The 16,446-nt window shown below is 49.6% G+C and carries 20 protein-coding genes; 15 read left to right on the forward strand and 5 right to left on the reverse strand.

Annotated features, from left to right (window positions below; genetic code table 11):
- Positions 1 to 7: 7 nt before the first annotated feature.
- Positions 8 to 907 carry a hydroxymethylglutaryl-CoA lyase gene (locus AB9R92_RS16260; protein WP_370670468.1) on the reverse strand — a complete coding sequence of 300 codons (900 nt, stop codon included), beginning with the start codon at positions 905 to 907 and terminating at the stop codon, positions 8 to 10.
- Positions 908 to 981: 74 nt separating this feature from the next.
- Between AB9R92_RS16260 and AB9R92_RS16265 the strand changes: the two genes are divergently transcribed.
- Both AB9R92_RS16265 and AB9R92_RS16270 read left to right on the forward strand, forming a co-directional pair.
- Positions 982 to 2,166, forward strand: coding sequence for an acetyl-CoA C-acetyltransferase (locus tag AB9R92_RS16265; RefSeq protein ID WP_370670469.1), 1,185 nt, complete (start codon positions 982 to 984; stop codon positions 2,164 to 2,166).
- A gap of 12 nt (positions 2,167 to 2,178) precedes the next feature.
- Positions 2,179 to 2,388: a DUF3886 domain-containing protein gene (locus AB9R92_RS16270; protein ID WP_370670470.1), complete on the forward strand. Its 210-nt coding sequence runs from the start codon at positions 2,179 to 2,181 to the stop codon at positions 2,386 to 2,388.
- A gap of 42 nt (positions 2,389 to 2,430) precedes the next feature.
- On the opposite strand, the gene AB9R92_RS16275 is transcribed toward AB9R92_RS16270, so the two are convergent.
- Positions 2,431 to 2,574: a hypothetical protein gene (locus AB9R92_RS16275; RefSeq protein WP_370670471.1), complete on the reverse strand. Its 144-nt coding sequence runs from the start codon at positions 2,572 to 2,574 to the stop codon at positions 2,431 to 2,433.
- 240 nt (positions 2,575 to 2,814) lie between these two features.
- Between AB9R92_RS16275 and AB9R92_RS16280 the strand changes: the two genes are divergently transcribed.
- Together AB9R92_RS16280 and AB9R92_RS16285 are read left to right on the forward strand one after the other, a co-directional pair.
- Positions 2,815 to 2,985 (forward strand): hypothetical protein, encoded by a 171-nt coding sequence (locus AB9R92_RS16280; RefSeq protein ID WP_370670472.1) that lies wholly within the window; start codon positions 2,815 to 2,817, stop codon positions 2,983 to 2,985.
- Positions 2,986 to 3,092: 107 nt separating this feature from the next.
- Positions 3,093 to 4,580 (forward strand): flotillin family protein, encoded by a 1,488-nt coding sequence (locus AB9R92_RS16285; RefSeq protein WP_370670473.1) that lies wholly within the window; start codon positions 3,093 to 3,095, stop codon positions 4,578 to 4,580.
- A 65-nt stretch (positions 4,581 to 4,645) separates the two neighbouring features.
- On the opposite strand, the gene AB9R92_RS16290 is transcribed toward AB9R92_RS16285, so the two are convergent.
- Together AB9R92_RS16290 and AB9R92_RS16295 are read right to left on the reverse strand one after the other, a co-directional pair.
- On the reverse strand, positions 4,646 to 5,065 hold the full coding sequence (locus AB9R92_RS16290) for a hypothetical protein (RefSeq protein WP_370670474.1): 420 nt from the start codon (positions 5,063 to 5,065) through the stop codon (positions 4,646 to 4,648).
- A gap of 350 nt (positions 5,066 to 5,415) precedes the next feature.
- The gene (locus AB9R92_RS16295) at positions 5,416 to 6,318 is read right to left on the reverse strand and encodes an aldo/keto reductase (protein WP_370670475.1); all 903 of its coding nucleotides are present in this window, start codon (positions 6,316 to 6,318) and stop codon (positions 5,416 to 5,418) included.
- A gap of 80 nt (positions 6,319 to 6,398) precedes the next feature.
- Between AB9R92_RS16295 and AB9R92_RS16300 the strand changes: the two genes are divergently transcribed.
- From AB9R92_RS16300 to AB9R92_RS16330, 7 genes are all read left to right on the forward strand, one after another.
- A complete protein-coding gene (locus AB9R92_RS16300) occupies positions 6,399 to 6,950 on the forward strand; it encodes an NUDIX domain-containing protein (RefSeq protein WP_370670476.1) in 552 nt (183 codons plus the stop codon).
- A 104-nt stretch (positions 6,951 to 7,054) separates the two neighbouring features.
- Positions 7,055 to 7,522, forward strand: a complete 468-nt coding sequence (gene fur / locus AB9R92_RS16305; RefSeq protein ID WP_101805095.1) for a ferric iron uptake transcriptional regulator — start codon at positions 7,055 to 7,057, stop codon at positions 7,520 to 7,522.
- Between the two features lie 66 nt (positions 7,523 to 7,588).
- Positions 7,589 to 8,491, forward strand: a complete 903-nt coding sequence (gene xerD, locus AB9R92_RS16310; RefSeq protein WP_370670477.1) for a site-specific tyrosine recombinase XerD — start codon at positions 7,589 to 7,591, stop codon at positions 8,489 to 8,491.
- Between the two features lie 68 nt (positions 8,492 to 8,559).
- Positions 8,560 to 9,744, forward strand: a complete 1,185-nt coding sequence (gene deoB, locus AB9R92_RS16315; protein WP_370670478.1) for a phosphopentomutase — start codon at positions 8,560 to 8,562, stop codon at positions 9,742 to 9,744.
- 19 nt (positions 9,745 to 9,763) lie between these two features.
- Positions 9,764 to 11,068 (forward strand): pyrimidine-nucleoside phosphorylase, encoded by a 1,305-nt coding sequence (locus AB9R92_RS16320; RefSeq protein ID WP_370670479.1) that lies wholly within the window; start codon positions 9,764 to 9,766, stop codon positions 11,066 to 11,068.
- A 67-nt stretch (positions 11,069 to 11,135) separates the two neighbouring features.
- Complete coding sequence (gene lysA / locus AB9R92_RS16325; protein ID WP_370670480.1) at positions 11,136 to 12,458, forward strand: diaminopimelate decarboxylase; 1,323 nt, start codon at positions 11,136 to 11,138, stop codon at positions 12,456 to 12,458.
- A 181-nt stretch (positions 12,459 to 12,639) separates the two neighbouring features.
- A complete protein-coding gene (locus tag AB9R92_RS16330) occupies positions 12,640 to 12,999 on the forward strand; it encodes a GNAT family N-acetyltransferase (RefSeq protein WP_058380529.1) in 360 nt (119 codons plus the stop codon).
- 3 nt (positions 13,000 to 13,002) lie between these two features.
- On the opposite strand, the gene AB9R92_RS16335 is transcribed toward AB9R92_RS16330, so the two are convergent.
- On the reverse strand, positions 13,003 to 13,503 hold the full coding sequence (locus tag AB9R92_RS16335) for a DUF309 domain-containing protein (RefSeq protein WP_370670481.1): 501 nt from the start codon (positions 13,501 to 13,503) through the stop codon (positions 13,003 to 13,005).
- 62 nt (positions 13,504 to 13,565) lie between these two features.
- Here AB9R92_RS16335 and AB9R92_RS16340 point away from each other — a divergent pair, with 62 nt between their 5' ends.
- The 4 genes from AB9R92_RS16340 to resA all read left to right on the forward strand — a co-directional run bounded on the left by AB9R92_RS16340 (position 13,566) and on the right by resA (position 16,438).
- Positions 13,566 to 14,339, forward strand: coding sequence for a segregation/condensation protein A (locus AB9R92_RS16340; RefSeq protein WP_370670482.1), 774 nt, complete (start codon positions 13,566 to 13,568; stop codon positions 14,337 to 14,339).
- The gene (gene scpB / locus AB9R92_RS16345) at positions 14,311 to 14,901 is read left to right on the forward strand and encodes an SMC-Scp complex subunit ScpB (protein WP_370670483.1); all 591 of its coding nucleotides are present in this window, start codon (positions 14,311 to 14,313) and stop codon (positions 14,899 to 14,901) included. Before AB9R92_RS16340 ends, scpB begins: the two co-directional genes overlap by 29 nt.
- A 164-nt stretch (positions 14,902 to 15,065) precedes the next feature.
- Entirely contained in the window at positions 15,066 to 15,797 is a 732-nt protein-coding gene (locus AB9R92_RS16350; protein ID WP_211654380.1) for a pseudouridine synthase, read from the forward strand.
- Between the two features lie 89 nt (positions 15,798 to 15,886).
- Positions 15,887 to 16,438: a thiol-disulfide oxidoreductase ResA gene (resA, locus tag AB9R92_RS16355; RefSeq protein WP_370670485.1), complete on the forward strand. Its 552-nt coding sequence runs from the start codon at positions 15,887 to 15,889 to the stop codon at positions 16,436 to 16,438.
- The last annotated feature ends 8 nt before the right edge of the window (positions 16,439 to 16,446 follow it).

Genomic DNA, 16,446 nt, shown 5'->3' on the forward strand with positions numbered 1-16,446 from the left:
ACACACCTCATTTTCTGTTTTTGTATAACGTATACATGCCTGTTTGCAGCGGATTCGATACATGGGGTTCAATGAGCGAAATCGCTTCGTAAAGTTTCTCGAGATCGACCCCTGTGTCGATGCCCATGCGGTGGAACATATGGATAAGATCTTCGGTCGCGACATTTCCGGTTGCACCCGGTGCAAATGGACAGCCGCCGAGCCCGCCAGCAGAAGCGTCGAAGCGGTCGACTCCAGCGAGAAGTGCTGCATAGGCATTGGCGAGCGCCATGCGTCTCGTATCGTGGAAGTGAGCAGCAATCAGCACTTCCGGAAATTGCTCTTTCAATCGGCTGAACAGCTCATGGCTTTCTTGCGGATTCGCCAGGCCGATCGTATCGGCGACGCTCAACTCATCGACTCCCCAATCGACGAATTGCCGGCATAAATCGATCGTTCGTTGTGGATCGACTGCTCCTTCAAACGGGCAGTAGAACGCTGTTGAAATGCAGGCTCGGACAAAGATGCCGTCTTGCTTTACTTTCTCGATCAACGGCTTTAACGTTTCCATGGACTGGGCTGTCGTCTTGTTGATGTTTTTTTCATTGAATGAATTGGATACGCCCACAAAGACGGCGATCGAATCAGCTCCGGCTTCCAAGGCGGACGTGATGCCCCGTTCATTCGGCGTCAGCACCATCTGCCGGCCGGTCTTTTTTGCGCCGGCAACGATATCCTGCGCATCGGCCATTTGCGGCACCCATTTCGGCGATACGAAAGACGTCAGCTCCATTTCCTGCAATCCTGCCTCCTGCAAGGCCGTGATAAAATCCAGTTTGTCTTCGGTGTTGACGGTCCTGGCTTCATTTTGCAGGCCATCGCGTGGCCCGACCTCGATAATCGTAGCTGTTTTTGGTAAACTAAACATACTATCCCCCCTTAGCTTTATTGTAGCGATTGGGGGGATAAAAGAGCAAGAAGCAGACAAGGGGGAAAAAAGAAATGTCACAAGAAATCGTAATTGCAAGCGCTGTCAGAACGGCGGTCGGTTCGTTCCAGGGGGCGCTGAAAGATGTACCGGCGACTGACCTCGGAGCAATCGTCATCAAGGAAGCTCTATCGCGCGCAGGGGTAGCGGGCGATCAAGTATCGGAAGTCATCATGGGCAATGTCCTGCAGGCAGGGCTGGGGCAAAACCCGGCGCGCCAGGCTTCCATTAAAGCAGGGCTTCCGGAAACGGTACCGGCGATGACCATTAATAAAGTATGCGGATCCGGTTTGAAATCTGTCCACTTGGCGTACCAAGCGATTTTTGCGGGTGATGCCGATATCGTGGTGGCAGGCGGCATGGAGAATATGAGCCGTGCGCCGTATCTATTGGAAGGTGCAAGAGACGGCTACCGCATGGGCGACCAAAAAGTGGTCGACAGCATGGTCCATGACGGCTTGACGTGTGCATTTAATGATTACCATATGGGCGTAACAGCCGAGAACCTGTGCGACCGCTATGAAATTTCACGCGAAGAGCAGGATCGCTTTGCGGCCCGTTCACAAGCCCGTGCATCAGCGGCAATCGAAGGCGGGCGTTTTGACGAGGAAATCGTGGCTGTAGAAATTCCGCAGCGCAAAGGCGATCCTATCCTCTTCAAAACGGATGAATACGTGAAAGCTTCTTCAACTGAAGAGAAGCTTGCGAAACTGCGCCCGGCGTTCAAGAAAGACGGCTCAGTTACAGCCGGCAACGCATCCGGCATCAATGACGGCGCGGCAGCAGTGATCGTCATGACGAAAGAAAAAGCCGACGAGCTTGGCATCATACCGCTTGCGGTCATTTCAGCAAACGGCAACGCCGGCGTCGATCCTGCAGTGATGGGCATCGGGCCTGTCCAAGCAGTGAAAAACGCTTTGAAGAAAGCCGGTATGACGCTTGGCGATATCGATTTGATCGAAGCGAACGAAGCGTTTGCGGCGCAATCGATTGCGGTCGACCGTGAATTACAGTTTGATCATGAAAAATTGAACGTCAACGGCGGGGCCATTGCGATCGGCCATCCGATCGGTGCGAGCGGTACACGGATTTTCGTGACACTTCTCCATGAGATGAAAAAGCGGGATGCCAAGACGGGCCTTGCAACACTGTGCATCGGCGGCGGACAAGGCGTTGCAACGATCGTAAAACGCCCATAAGGAGAGAGCAGCATGGCGAAAGATAAACCAAAAGTCAACGGCCTTTTTTCGGAAGAGCAGCTATCGAAGCTGAAAGCCACGAAAAAAGAGCTATTGAAGGACCAGCAGAAGCTTGAGGAAGAAAAAGAAGCACAGCGCCAGTTTGAACGCAAAGAACGCGAGAAAAACCTGTCGTTTGCAGAATTGCTCGAGCGGCACGGAGATGCAGGAACAAAATATTAATAGTGAAACCCCCTGTCACATTTGTGACAGGGGGTTCTTCGTTCAGACCAACCATTCCAACAGAAAGGTGATTAAGTATAAGGGAGTCCCTATAATGACAACCCCAGCGGCAAAATAAGAAAAACCCCATAAAAGCCAACTCAAGACATCATAAATCGCGCCAGCCAGATCGTCGATGAGTTTCATGGCCTGCCCACCCCCATTTCTAAGAGACTAAACGGCTTTTGCAATACAGTATGGTTTCTATCGTACCAAAAAACGCTGAAAAGCGGCTTGTTTACAAAGTTAGTTAATAATTTCCAAAATATTTTTATATTCCATTTACCGCCAATTGATATAATAAAAGAAGTGCACTTTACTATCAAGATCATTCAACGCAGGCTGAAAGATTTAACAGGAAAAAATTTGATCGCAGGAGGAAAAAAGATGAGGGAAGAAGAGATGCCGCCAAACGCCGGGCTGACGAGAGACCCGGAACAAATGGAACCAAAGCTGGTCCAGCCGCATGCAAGACCGTGGATCCATTTCGGATATTTTGTGTTTGTGTTGATGGTATTATCCATTATTTTTTCATTGATTAAAGTGATGGCGGACTAGTTTGTAAAAAGATTGGAGATTCTTTTCCTTTTTTTGAAACATCTTACTGATTCAACCGTATAAAATGGTGTAGGAGAAAATCAGCTTATTGAAAAGGATGGGATAAGATGGAGTCAATCGGAATTATTTCAATTTTAATTGTAATTCTCATTTTGGCGGCAATTGCGGCAGTCGGCTATTTCTTTTGGATGAAGATTCGCTACCGCACAGCCAAATCGAACGAAGCCTTGATCATTACAGGGCCGAAACTAGGGGATCCGAAAAAAGACACGAACATTTTCACGGATGATGAAGGGCGTTCCATGAAGATCATCCGCGGCGGGGGTTATTTGCTGCGGCGTTTCCAGACTTCCACGCCGGTTAATTTAACTTCGTTCCAGTTGAAGTTGTCGACGCCGCGCGTCTATACGAATGCCGGGGTGCCGATTGTGGCGGATGCTGTTGCGATGGTAAAAGTTGCAGATACTTTGAACGGCATCGCCAATTATGCGGAGCAATTTCTCGGAAAAGAGCAAGATGAGATCGAGCGCGAGATCATTGAAGTTCTCGGCAGTAATTTGCGTGCCATCCTGTCTAAGATGACCGTCGAAGATATCAATAGCGACCGGGAGAAATTCAATACCGATGTCCAGGAAATCGCGCAAAAACAACTTGATTTAATGGGCTTTAAAATCACTTCACTCGGGTTGACGGATCTCCGCGATGCCGATGAAGACAATGGCTATCTTGAAAATCTTGGACGGCCGCGCATCGCTGAAGTGCGCAAGCAGGCGGAAATCGCGGAGGCAAATACGGAGCGGGAAACACGCATCCACCGTGCCCAAACCGACCAGGAAGCGAAAGAAGAAGAGTATATGCGCCAAATCGCCATTGCCGAATCGCGCAAGCAGAAAGATTTGAAAGACGCGGCGTTCAAGGAAGAAACCGAACGCGCACGCGCCAAGTCCGAGCAATCATATGAACTCGAAAAGGCGAAACTCGCGATGGAAATCCAGGAAGAAGAGTTGAATATGCAGTTCATGGAGCGCGAACGTGCGGTCCGTCTGGAAGAAGAAGAAAGCAAAGTCCGCAAAACAAAAGCGGATGCCAGCTATTACGAGACAACCCGTACGGCCGAAGCGGAAGCGAGACGTTCTGTTATCGATGGGGAAGCGAAAGCGAAGATCAAACGTGATGAAGGGGCTGCCGAAGCTGAAGTCATCCGTGAACGCGGTAAAGCAGAAGCGGAATCCCGCAAACTGCTTGCGGAAGCGATGGAAGAACATGGCGATGTCATCATTGCGGAGAAACTGATCGATATGCTGCCAGTCTTCGCTGAAAAAGTAGCACAGCCGCTTAACAATATCGATTCGGTGAAAATCATCGATTCCGGGAACGGCCAAGGCGTTCCGTCGTTCGGCAGAAGCGTCACACGCACGATGGTGGACATGCAGGAACCGTTGAAAGAAATGACGGGCATTGATATTGCAGACATGCTGAAGACCTACACATCGAGAAACACACAAGCCACACAAGCGGCTATACAACCGGCCAGCCAACCAGCAACTGACCAGCCTGTAGAGGAAGCGGCAAAAGAAGATCCGGAACAAATTTAAAGCGAATGAAACACAAAGAGCCGGAGAACATAAACTGTTCTCCGGCTCTTTTATATGCAAAGGTTCTAGACTGTCATGATGTCCTTGAACATCTGCTTTAAGCTCTTGGCCACGTCGTTAAGGTGAAACTCCCTCCGTGCCTCAGCTTGCTGCTGCTCGATGAATGTTTCGGAAGTGCGTTTTCTGGAAAAAGGCGTCAAGATATGAAGCTCTTTTGGCTGGGTTTCGGCAAGTAAGCGCAAGGAAGCGAACACCGGCTCCGAGAGTTCGAAACGCTGATAGCCATTTGGCATATGGATGATTTTCTCCGGGGCGTCTGCAAGCAGCCAGTGGTCTTCCGCTTCCCAAGCCAGCTTATGATTTTTAAACTCCTGTCCAAGGGATCTTGTCACAGATTCAACAACGAGGTAGGAATGCATCGAAATGGCATCTCCGTCTGCTGACTGATAAGATTTTTTGGATTGGGTCAAATAAAAATTCATCATTTTGCACGCCCCCGATTTCTTGAAATTAAGGTTTGAAAATTTCAGTCGTAATCAGTATATTCACTTCTAGGTATTCTTTCAAACCTGCAAAAGTCCTTTTCGATAAATTAAATCTTCCGGTAAAAAACAAGGGAATTTCATTAGAAAAAGAACTAGAAATAGAGAAGAAGCGCATCGTATAAGGAATTGATATGTGTTGAATCGACCAGCCAAATTCACTGTATAAAGTTTGCCGGCGAAAAAAGGTACAAAGGTCCTTAACGGAATTCCAAGTTCAGAAAAGATGCGCCAAAAGGCTAAAAAAAGCGCCCCGCGTCAAGCGGGGCACCATCTGTAAAGCGTCTGCCGATTTAATCGCGATGTTGTTCATAACGGTCTAGCCGCGTCGCTTTCTTGGCCTCTTCGATCTGTTGTGGGCTGGCAGGCTGTTGATAAGCCTCCAGCGTTTCACGCAATTGCCCAGGGCTGCTCGCACCGGTTACAGCCGCCGCTACGGTGCTGTCAGACAGCACCGAATGCAGGGCGAGCGCATGGATATTATCATGGATGGCGGAAAGCTCCTTCAAAGTATCCGTCAGCTGGTCCGGGCCGTACTGCAAGTAATCGCCCATCTTTTCGGCGCGTGTGAACCCTTCAGCCGTCAGCAAGCCTTTTGCCAGGCTGCCGCGTGCCACAACAGAGCGGCCGGTTTGACCGATCGCCGGTAGCAATTCTTCCGGGCGCCGGTCGAGCAGGCTGTATTGCATCATGATCGAAACAATCTCGCTTTTGTCCAGGAAGCGCTGGATGACATTCGGGCGGATGGAAGAAATTCCGTAAGCCCGGATCAAGCCCTCTTGTTTCAATTCTTCGAACGCCTCGATGGTTTCTTGCGAGTCATCGGAAATCATCCCGCCGTGAAGCTGGTACAGATCCAAATAATCCGTTTTGAGGCGGCGCAGCGAATTATGGATTTGTTCTTTGATATAAGCTTTCGTTGGATTCCATTTCACTTCATCCGACTCTTCGGACCATTCATTTCCCACTTTGCTGGCAAGGATGATGTCTTTGCGCCGGTTGCCAAGAGCTCCGCCGACGATTTCCTCGTTCTTTCCCTTGCCGTAAAAATCGGCCGTGTCGAAATACGTGACGCCATTGTCCATCGCTTCGTCGATGATGGCTCTTGCCCGCTGCGGGTCTTCCGGCAGCGACATGCAGCCGAGCGCGATTTCGCTGACCTCAAATCCGCTGGTTCCCAGTGTGTTGTATTTCATCTTTTCACCTCATTGTAAAAATTTGTTTCCTCTATGGTATACTTTGCGGTATTGAAACTACAAACGAAATGAGGGCCAGCATGAAGAAATTTGAAGAAAAAACAATTCACAGTGAACGATTGTACGAAGGCAAGGTCATCAATTTAAAAGTCGACGACGTGACGCTGCCAAACGGCAAGCAGTCAAAGCGCGAATTGATCGAACACCCGGGAGCGGTAGCTGTCATCGCGTTGACGAATGAAAAGAAAATCATCATGGTCGAACAATACCGCAAAGCACTTGAACGCTCGCTCGTCGAAATTCCAGCCGGAAAACTGGAGCCTGGTGAAGCTCCAGAGTACACAGCCATGCGTGAACTGGAAGAAGAGACAGGCTATTCAGCAGACACGCTCGAAAAAGTCATCAGCTTTTCGACTTCCCCTGGGTTTGCCGATGAAGTGGTGCATGTGTTCTTTGCGAGCGGCTTGCACCATGCGGAAAACGGCGCAGTGACGGATGATGACGAATTCGTGGAATTGCTTGAAGTCTCGGTGGAAGAAGCACAAGGACTGATCGAGAACGAACGGATTTTTGACGCAAAAACCGCTTACGCTGTGCAATGGGTTAAAAACTACTTGTCAGATAAGAATTAATCCAATTACTAGTTAAGAATGATTCTAAATAATAAACGGCATCGATTGTTGTAATCGAGAACGCCCTTTTGATATAATGAATACAGTTTGAGGGAGGGCGTCGCATGGAAACAAGGATAGATCGTATAAAAAAGCAATTACACGCTGCGAGTTATAAGCTGACGCCACAGCGTGAAGCAACGGTACGAATTTTATTGGATCATGAAGAAGACCATCTAAGTGCTGAGGATGTCTATCTTTTGGTCAAGGACATCGCACCGGAAATCGGCTTGGCTACGGTATACCGTACATTGGAACTTCTGACCGAATTGAAAATTGTCGATAAAATAAATTTTGGGGATGGCGTTTCCCGTTATGATTTGCGTCAGGAAGGCGCAGCACACTTCCACCATCACCTGGTCTGCCTAGAGTGCGGGGCAGTAGATGAGATACAGGAAGATTTGCTTGAAGATGTCGAAGCGGTCGTGGAAAAGCGCTGGAACTTCCAGATCAAAGACCACCGTCTGACTTTTCATGGCATTTGCTGGCGCTGCCATGATTCAGGTGCTGATAAGCCGGAAAAAGACGCTTAAAAGGCGGCCTGTCGAAGGCCGCCTTTTTTCATCTTTACTAAAACAGCCCAAAAAGGAGGAATTCCGATGAACGACGCGAAAGATGCATTGGATGATTATTTGCATTTTCTCCGAGTGGAAAGACAGCTGGCTGATAATACGCTGACTTCATATGAACGCGATCTGAAAAGCTACATACAATATATGAGTGAAGTCGAACAATTGGAACGGCTCGCGAACATCGAACGGGTCCATATCTTGAATCACTTGCGCCATCTGCAGGAAATGGCGAAAACGTCGCGCACGGTGGCGAGGCATATTTCCTCGATCCGCAGTTTCCATCAGTTCTTGATCCGGGAAAAACGCAGTGATTCGGACCCGACCGTTCATTTGGAAATGCCGCAAATGGACAAGAAGCTGCCAAATGTTCTATCTATAGAAGAAATCGATGCTTTATTGAATTCGCCGGATACGTCAAAAGCCAACGGGCTGCGTGACCGGGCCATGCTGGAATTGCTTTATGCGAGCGGCATGCGCATCAGTGAATGCATCAATTTGGATATGGAAGATGTCCATTTGACGATGGGTTTCGTGCGCTGCACCGGAAAAGGCGGCAAGGAGCGGATTATCCCGCTTGGCAGGGCTGCACTTGAAGCGAACCGCCAATACATCGAATCGGGCCGTCTTGCTCTAAGAAATCCGGCTGAGAAAACCGATGCCCTGTTCATTAACCAAAGAGGGAAACGCTTGACACGGCAAGGGTTCTGGAAATTGTTGAAGCAGCACGCCCAGAAAGCAGGCATACAGAAAGAATTGACGCCGCATACATTGCGCCATTCATTCGCCACCCATTTAATCGAAAACGGGGCAGACCTGCGGGCCGTGCAGGAAATGCTCGGGCACGCCGATATTTCAACGACCCAAATCTATACCCATGTCAGCAAGACGCGTTTGAAAGACGTTTACTCGCAATTTCATCCTCGGGCATGACAGAGGTCTGACTTCCGACATGGGCGATTCATATGATAGAATAAAAGGGCAAATAAGGAGGAACTTACATGACAATAAAACCGTTTACTCGCATACATTTAATCGTATTGGATTCTGTCGGCATTGGCGAAGCGCCGGATGCTGAAGCTTTTGGGGACAAAGGGGCGGATACACTCGGCCATATCGCACAATCCGCCGGCGGGCTTTCAATGCCGAATATGGAGAGATTGGGCTTAGCCAATATCGTCCCTGTCAAAGGACTTGAAGCACAGGAAACGCCAGCTGCCTATTATGGACGCCTCGAGGAGGCTTCTGTTGGCAAAGATACGATGACAGGTCACTGGGAAATTATGGGACTTAATATCGATACCCCGTTCAAAGTCTATCCAGAAGGATTTCCGAAAGAATTAATCGATAAGCTTGAACAGGCGACAGGTCGGAAAGTCATCGGCAATAAACCGGCAAGCGGGACCGAAATCCTCGACGAGCTCGGCCAGGAACATATGGAAACAGGGGCAATGATCGTCTATACATCTGCTGATCCGGTTCTTCAAATTGCGGCACATGAAGAAGTGATCCCGCTGGATGAGCTGTACCGGATTTGTGAAACGGCACGTGAACTTACTTTGGACCCGGAATTCCTGGTTGGTCGCGTCATTGCGCGCCCATTCCTCGGCGAACCTGGCGCCTTTAAACGCACTTCCAACCGCCACGATTATGCCTTGACGCCTTTTGACCGTACTGTCATGAATGAACTGCAGGACGCAGGGAAAGACGTCATCGCCATCGGCAAGATCAACGATATCTATAATGGCGCAGGCGTGACGGAATCTGTGAGAACTGCTGATAACGCGGACGGCATGGATAAGCTTGTGCAAGTCGTTGGCAAGGATTTCAACGGCTTGAGCTTTTTGAATCTCGTGGATTTCGATGCGCTCTTTGGGCATCGCAGAGACCCAGAAGGCTATGCAAAAGCACTTGAAGCATTCGATGTGCGCCTGCCGGAAGTGCTGGAAGGCTTGAAGGAAGACGATTTGCTGCTTATTACGGCAGATCACGGAAATGACCCGACTTTCCCGGGAACCGACCATACGCGCGAATACGTTCCGCTTCTTGCCTATTCCCCTCGTTTCAACGGCGGGTCTGATCTTGGAACAGGTTCGACATTTGCGGATATCGGTGCAACCATCGCCGACAACTTCGCTTGCGGACTGCCGAAATTCGGCACAAGCTTTCTATCGAAACTAAACTAAAAAAAGGCGGTAATGATCAATGAGAATGGTGGACTTGATTGAAAAGAAACGCGATGGCCATGAGCTGTCTACAGAAGAAATCCGTTTTATCGTCTCTGGCTACACGAATGGCAAAATTGCCGATTATCAAATGAGTTCCTTTTTGATGGCGGTATTTTTCCAGGATATGAGCGAACGTGAACGGGCTGATTTGACGATGGCGATGGCGGAGTCAGGCGACCAGATCGATTTGTCAGCCATCGAAGGCATCAAAGTGGATAAGCACTCAACAGGAGGCGTCGGCGATACGACGACGCTAGTCCTCGGGCCGCTCGTGGCGGCGTGCGGCGTGCCGGTTGCGAAAATGAGCGGACGCGGCCTAGGGCACACCGGTGGGACGATCGATAAGCTCGAAGCGATCGACGGATTCCACGTCGAATTGTCTACAGAGGATTTTATCCGCCAAGTGAACGAACACAAATTGGCGGTCATCGGCCAAAGCGGCAATTTGACGCCAGCCGATAAAAAAATGTATTCCTTGCGTGATGTAACGGCAACCGTCAACAGCATCCCGCTCATTGCGAGTTCAATCATGAGCAAAAAAATCGCAGCCGGCGCCGATGCCATCGTTCTGGACGTGAAGACAGGCGAAGGCGCATTCATGAAAACGGAAGAAGATGCCAAAAAACTGGCGCACGCCATGGTCGGCATCGGCAATGCGACAGGGCGCAAAACGATGGCCATCATTTCAGACATGAGCCAGCCGCTCGGATTTGCGATCGGCAACGCGTTGGAAGTAAAAGAAGCGATTGAAACGCTGCAAGGAAAAGGGCCGGAAGATCTGACAGAACTGTGCCTTGTGCTCGGCAGCCAAATGGTCGTTGTCGGCGGCAAGGCGGAAACTTTGGAAGAGGCGCGCATCATGCTAGAGGGCGTCATCAAAGACGGCTCAGCACTGCAAGCGTTCCGCCAATTGATCGAAGACCAGGGCGGCAACCCGGCTGTAGTGGATGACCTCCGCCTATTGCCGCAAGCGAAATTCGTCACCGAGCTGCCAGCCAAGCAGGACGGCTATATTTCCTTTATGGAAGCGGATGAAATCGGGACAGCGGCAATGGTGCTTGGCGCAGGCCGTGCGACGAAGGATTCGGTCATCGATCTATCGGTCGGCTTGGTGCTGCACAAGAAAGTCGGCGATTTCGTCAAACAAGGCGAGTCGCTCGCAACCATTTATTCCAATACGCAAGACCTCGCGGAATGCCAGGAAATGTTATACAATAGTATCGAGTATTCAAACGAGCCGGTTGAAGCGATTCAACTCGTCTCCGCTTTGATCACCGATTAAACGAATCTTGCTGGGTCTAGGCTCAGCAAGATTTTTACTATACATAGCCCACTCAGGAGGAGACAACATGCATCTATACGGCACGCAATCAATTAATGAAAAAGGCCATTTGACAATCGGGGGAGTAGACACGCTAGACCTTGCCGCGCAATACGGCACACCGCTTTTCGTCTATGACATCGCGCTATTCCGCGAACGCGCTCAAGCCTTCCAAAAAACCTTTCAAAACGAACAAGTCGGCTACCAAGTCGCATATGCCAGCAAAGCGTTCTCCGGCATCGCCATCTACCAAGTCGCAGCACAAGAAGGGCTGTCGCTTGATGTCGTGTCGGACGGGGAACTCTACACGGCGATCCAAAGCGGATTCCCGAAAGAGAAAATCCATTTCCATGGCAACAACAAGAGCCAAGCGGAAATCGATATGGCTTTTGATGAACAAATCGGCTGCATCGTCGTCGATAATTTCCATGAAATCGAGCTGTTGAAAAAAACAGCTGAACAGCGAAAGCAGAAGATGAACATTTTGCTTCGCGTTACGCCGGGCATTGAAGCCCATACCCATGACTATATCACCACCGGGCAGGAAGACTCGAAATTCGGGTTCGATTTGAACAACGGCCAGGCAGACCGCGCGTTTGAAGAAACTTATGATCATGATTATCTGCAGTTGATCGGCCTCCACTGCCATATTGGGTCACAAATTTTTGAGACCGCGGCATTCCAGATGGCTTCTGAAAAATTGCTGTTGAAAATGGCGGGGTGGAAACAAGAGCACTCCTATACTTGCAGCGTGTTGAACTTGGGCGGCGGCTTCGGCATCCGCTATACGGAAGAAGATGCTCCGCTTGAGCCGGCTGTGTATGTAAAAGACATGATCCGCACGGTCAAAACCGCATCCGAAGAGGCCGGGTTCCCGGTGCCGGAGATCTGGATCGAACCGGGCCGTTCATTGATCGGCGATGCTGGCACGACGCTCTATACGGTCGGCTCGACAAAAGATGTGCCCGACACACGCCGCTATGCAGCGGTCGACGGCGGCATGTCCGACAATATCCGCCCGGCTCTTTACGGGGCAAAATACAGTTCGTTGCTGGCCAACCGTGCGCAAGAGGAGGCGGGGCAAGTGTATACGATTGCAGGGAAATGCTGTGAATCCGGCGACAAGCTCATTGAAGAAGCGCAGTTGCCGGAAGTTTCAGCTGGTGACATTCTGGCTGTTTTCTGTACCGGTGCATATGGCTATTCCATGGCGAGCAATTACAACCGGATCACCCGCCCGGCAGTCGTTTTTGTAGAGAAAGGAAAGCACCAGCTCGTCATCCGGCGGGAAAGCTTTGAAGACTTGGTCAAGAATGAAGTGGGTTATTTGCAAGAGGAGGCTAAGCGTTGAGAAAACAGAACATCATGTTGTTCCTGTTCGTCCTGTTGATGGCGTTCGCCTGGGGCATCGCCTATTGGCTGTTCTTCGCCGACAATGTCACAGGCGGTTAATCCTGTGTAAACTTGAGTTATTGTGGAGTTTATAGTAGTATGGGTAAAGCTGCTTTTAAGATGAAAATGAGGGATCAATTATGTTATACAGATACAAAAAATCATTTGAAAAGATCGCCATGGGGTTATTGTCTTTCATGCCCAAAGAGCGCGAACTGAAAAAGCTGCAGCAGACCATGCACATCTACGAAGAAAACCCGGAATGGCAATTGTTCCTATGGAAAAAAGAGGACGATTTTGTCGGGTTGTTAGGTGTGGAAGTCGCAGATGATCATTACACCATCCATCATGTGTCGGTGAATCCATCCCATCGGGGCGACGGGATCGGCCATCAGATGATCGATAAGATTCAAGACATGATGCAGCACCGGGAAATGCGGGCTACAGACGAAACCGAAGCTTTCCTGAATAAATGCCCAGTAAAAAAAGGCGGCCTTTAATTCTTAAAGGTTCCGCCTTTTTTTCTGTTGCCGGAGCGCAATGATTTCCGTCCGGTCGCGCAACCGGTGCTTGTGCATCAAATAATACTCATCATGCACAGGAGCCAAGTATTGCTGCTTCCGTTCTTCGATCGCTTGAAAGAGTTCGCCTGGCACAAGCGGCAGGTCGCGGTGCTCGAACGGCTCGCGGTCGGTGACTCCCTGTATCGATTCGGCAAGAAGCCGGGTTAGTTGCTGCTGGTCAAAGCCTTCGGTCCAAATGCCCGCTTCAGCGAGTTTCGGTTTGGCCCGTATGAGCGAACGGAGCGCGCCAGGATAATTGCTGCGGCGCCAATGGTACATGCCGACCGCCAATTGGATCCACCCGGTCAGCGGATGCGTCTTGTCTTTTGGGGCGATTTGTTTCCAATACTCTTCGCCGACTTCGTGGCATTCGAAATAATCTTTTTCGTCATTGAAATGGATGATGTATTGAAGGAATAAGGGATGGTTAAGCGGATGCATTTCAATCTCCTTTCTTTTATAATCAAGTATAGTAGGAATATGAACAGTCAGGTGGTAGTCACATGTCTTATGAAGTGAAAGTGGACGCCTTTGAAGGCCCGCTTGATTTATTATTGCATTTAATTCATCGTTTGGAAATCGATATTTACGATATACCCGTTTCCCAAATCACTACACAGTATATGGAGCATATCCGTGCAATGCAAGTGCTCGAACTCAACGAGGCGAGCGAGTACTTAGTGATGGCGGCGACTTTACTGGCAATCAAGAGCAAGACGCTGCTGCCGGTGCACGAAGGGGAAATCGATGAACTCGATTATGAATTCGACGAAGAAGACCCCCGCGACGAACTGGTGTCGCGGCTGATCGAGTACAAGAAATTCAAAGAAGCAGCCGGCGAACTGAAGAAGCTGGAGAATGAACGGGCAGTGCTTTATTCAAAAGCGCCTGCTGATTTATCGGAACTCCAGCAGAAGCCCGATGCCATGGAGTATGATGCCAACGCCTATGAAATGCTTGGGGCATTCCAGAAGATGCTGCGCCGGAAGCAATTGAGGGCGCCGCTTTCGACGCGTGTCGCACGCCAGGAAGTATCCATCAAAGAACAGATGGGCTCGATGGTCGAACGGCTAAAATCATTCAAAGGAAGGGCTAATTTTTCCGAACTTTTCCCGTCTGATGACCAGGCGGTGCTCGTCGTTTCGTTCTTGTCCTTGCTTGAGTTGATGAAGCGGCAAGTGATTGCGGTCGAACAGCAAAAGAATTTCACCGAATTGTCGGTGGAACTGAGAAAGGAAACGTGGCAAGATGAAGAAGAACCTTTTGGGCCAAATTGAAGCATTGCTTTTTGTCACAGGAGACGATGGCTTGAGTTTCAGCCAATTGCAATTTTTGACGGAAGCTGATGCTGAACAAGTGGAGCAGGCACTCTTGGAGCTGAAGAGCCGATATGGTGGAGAAGCTTTTGGCGTGACGTTGAAAGAACTGGCAGGCGTTTATCAATTGGTGACCAAGCCGGAAATGGCGGAAACCATCCAGAAGCTGGTGGAGAACCCGACTCCCCAGTCGCTGTCACAGGCTTCGCTTGAAGTATTGGCAATCGTGGCGTACAAACAGCCGATCACCCGAGTGGAACTTGAGGATTTGCGCGGTGTGAAAAGCGAAAAAGCGCTGGCGACTCTCGCAGCCAAAGGCTTGATCCAGGAATGCGGGCGTGCTGAAGGGACGGGCCGTGCCATTTTGTACGGCACAACCGATGAATTCCTTAATTATTTCGGCTTGAAGAACTTGGAGGAATTGCCTCCGCTGCCTGAAGAAATGGCACAAGAACCAGAAGAAGACAGCGATCTTTTCATGACGAAATTTCAAGAAGCATTCAAAGAAGAAGTAAATGCATAGGAGCTTACTGGGAAGACTGGGACGCATTAACAGTCTTCTTTTCTTTTGAGCGATGCGCTTTCTCTTTAACCGGAATTATGCCATAATTCCGGTTAGAAAGACCGCGAAAAACGTGAATCGGCCGCCTATGCCGCCGGTATTTAATTAGATGGGGTGAACAGGAAATGGAAAGATTGCAAAAAGTAATGGCGCATGCAGGAATTGCATCCAGGCGCAAAGCGGAACAAATGATTTTGGATGGGAAAGTGAAAGTTAACGGGAAAACCGTCAAGGAATTGGGCGTCAAAGTGACACCGTCCGATAAGATCGAAGTGGAAGGCGTCCAAATGGAAAAAGAACGCAAAGTATACTTTTTGCTATACAAGCCGCGCGGCGTCATTTCGGCCGTGTCCGATGACAAGAACCGCAAAGTCGTGACCGATTTCTTCCCGAATGTCGAAGAACGCATTTATCCTGTCGGCCGCCTTGATTACGACACGTCAGGACTATTGCTATTGACGAACGACGGTGAATTCGCCAATAGCCTGACACATCCGAAGTTTGAGATCGACAAGACCTATGTCGCGCGCTTAAAAGGCATCCCGACCAAGGAAGATCTCCAGAAACTCGAACGCGGCATCAAATTGGAAGACGGCATGACGGCACCGGCAAAAGTGAAATTATTGTCAGCCGATACGAAGGCGGCAAAAGCGATTGTCCAGATTACCATCCACGAAGGGCGCAACCGTCAAGTCCGCCGCATGTTCGAAGCGATCGGCTTCCCGGTCCAGAAGCTAAGCCGCGAACAATTCGCTTTTTTAACATTGCATAGCCTGAATGCCGGGGAATCGAGAGAGCTCAGCCCCCACGAAGTAAAGCAATTGCGCGTGCTTGCTGATACCGGCAAACGCCGCTAACGTTCACAAACCCTTCAAAACTGTGGACAGGGGCCCTATGAATCTTTGCTATAATTGATGTGCATCCAATCCTTCGAAGGAGGATCTTTATGAGTACGGAGAAAAAACGGAACAAAAAGAAAAACCGGACGATTATGCGCTCCGTCATTTTGCTGCTGTTGGTCGCGGCCATTGGTTATACGATCTACAATAGTGTGACGGCCGATGAAGTGGAAGTGCTGAAAGTGGGAGATGCAGCACCGGATTTTACGCTGACGGATCTCGACGGTGAAACCCATAAGCTGTCCGATTATAAAGGGCAGGGCGTGTTCCTGAATTTCTGGGGCACATGGTGTGAACCGTGCATCAAGGAAATGCCCGCTATGGCTAGCCAGTACGAAGTATATGAAGATCAAGGCGTCCAGATCCTTGCGGTGAATATTGCGCAATCGAATTTTGAAGTAGAGACGTTCGCCCGTCAATACGGACTCAATTTCCCGATTGTCATCGACCGCGATAAAAGCGTCATGACTGCATATAATATCCGCCCGCTTCCAACGACCATGCTGGTGAACCCGCAAGGCGAAATCCAGCGCATCGTAACCGGTGAAATGACAGAACAGGACATCGCAGGTTTTATGGAAGAAATCAAACCTGAATAAGGAGATTT

It is taken from the genome of Planococcus sp. SSTMD024 (assembly GCF_041320495.1).
In the GTDB taxonomy this organism is placed as follows: Bacteria; Bacillota; Bacilli; order Bacillales_A; family Planococcaceae; genus Planococcus.

What these genes read in the sequence shown, in the direction of transcription:
- AB9R92_RS16260 (WP_370670468.1), bottom strand. Translation starts at nt 907, where the DNA reads ATGTTTAGTTTACCAAAAACAGCTACGATTATCGAGGTCGGGCCACGC.
- AB9R92_RS16300 (WP_370670476.1), top strand. Translation starts at nt 6,399, where the DNA reads ATGAAGAAATTTGAAGAAAAAACAATTCACAGTGAACGATTGTACGAA.
- AB9R92_RS16265 (WP_370670469.1), top strand. Translation starts at nt 982, where the DNA reads ATGTCACAAGAAATCGTAATTGCAAGCGCTGTCAGAACGGCGGTCGGT.
- AB9R92_RS16350 (WP_211654380.1), top strand. Translation starts at nt 15,066, where the DNA reads ATGGAAAGATTGCAAAAAGTAATGGCGCATGCAGGAATTGCATCCAGG.
- AB9R92_RS16275 (WP_370670471.1), bottom strand. Translation starts at nt 2,574, where the DNA reads ATGAAACTCATCGACGATCTGGCTGGCGCGATTTATGATGTCTTGAGT.
- fur (WP_101805095.1), top strand. Translation starts at nt 7,055, where the DNA reads ATGGAAACAAGGATAGATCGTATAAAAAAGCAATTACACGCTGCGAGT.
- AB9R92_RS16270 (WP_370670470.1), top strand. Translation starts at nt 2,179, where the DNA reads ATGGCGAAAGATAAACCAAAAGTCAACGGCCTTTTTTCGGAAGAGCAG.
- resA (WP_370670485.1), top strand. Translation starts at nt 15,887, where the DNA reads ATGAGTACGGAGAAAAAACGGAACAAAAAGAAAAACCGGACGATTATG.
- scpB (WP_370670483.1), top strand. Translation starts at nt 14,311, where the DNA reads ATGAAGAAGAACCTTTTGGGCCAAATTGAAGCATTGCTTTTTGTCACA.
- AB9R92_RS16335 (WP_370670481.1), bottom strand. Translation starts at nt 13,503, where the DNA reads ATGCATCCGCTTAACCATCCCTTATTCCTTCAATACATCATCCATTTC.
- xerD (WP_370670477.1), top strand. Translation starts at nt 7,589, where the DNA reads ATGAACGACGCGAAAGATGCATTGGATGATTATTTGCATTTTCTCCGA.
- AB9R92_RS16330 (WP_058380529.1), top strand. Translation starts at nt 12,640, where the DNA reads ATGTTATACAGATACAAAAAATCATTTGAAAAGATCGCCATGGGGTTA.
- AB9R92_RS16285 (WP_370670473.1), top strand. Translation starts at nt 3,093, where the DNA reads ATGGAGTCAATCGGAATTATTTCAATTTTAATTGTAATTCTCATTTTG.
- AB9R92_RS16320 (WP_370670479.1), top strand. Translation starts at nt 9,764, where the DNA reads ATGAGAATGGTGGACTTGATTGAAAAGAAACGCGATGGCCATGAGCTG.
- AB9R92_RS16290 (WP_370670474.1), bottom strand. Translation starts at nt 5,065, where the DNA reads ATGATGAATTTTTATTTGACCCAATCCAAAAAATCTTATCAGTCAGCA.
- deoB (WP_370670478.1), top strand. Translation starts at nt 8,560, where the DNA reads ATGACAATAAAACCGTTTACTCGCATACATTTAATCGTATTGGATTCT.
- AB9R92_RS16340 (WP_370670482.1), top strand. Translation starts at nt 13,566, where the DNA reads ATGTCTTATGAAGTGAAAGTGGACGCCTTTGAAGGCCCGCTTGATTTA.
- lysA (WP_370670480.1), top strand. Translation starts at nt 11,136, where the DNA reads ATGCATCTATACGGCACGCAATCAATTAATGAAAAAGGCCATTTGACA.
- AB9R92_RS16295 (WP_370670475.1), bottom strand. Translation starts at nt 6,318, where the DNA reads ATGAAATACAACACACTGGGAACCAGCGGATTTGAGGTCAGCGAAATC.
- AB9R92_RS16280 (WP_370670472.1), top strand. Translation starts at nt 2,815, where the DNA reads ATGAGGGAAGAAGAGATGCCGCCAAACGCCGGGCTGACGAGAGACCCG.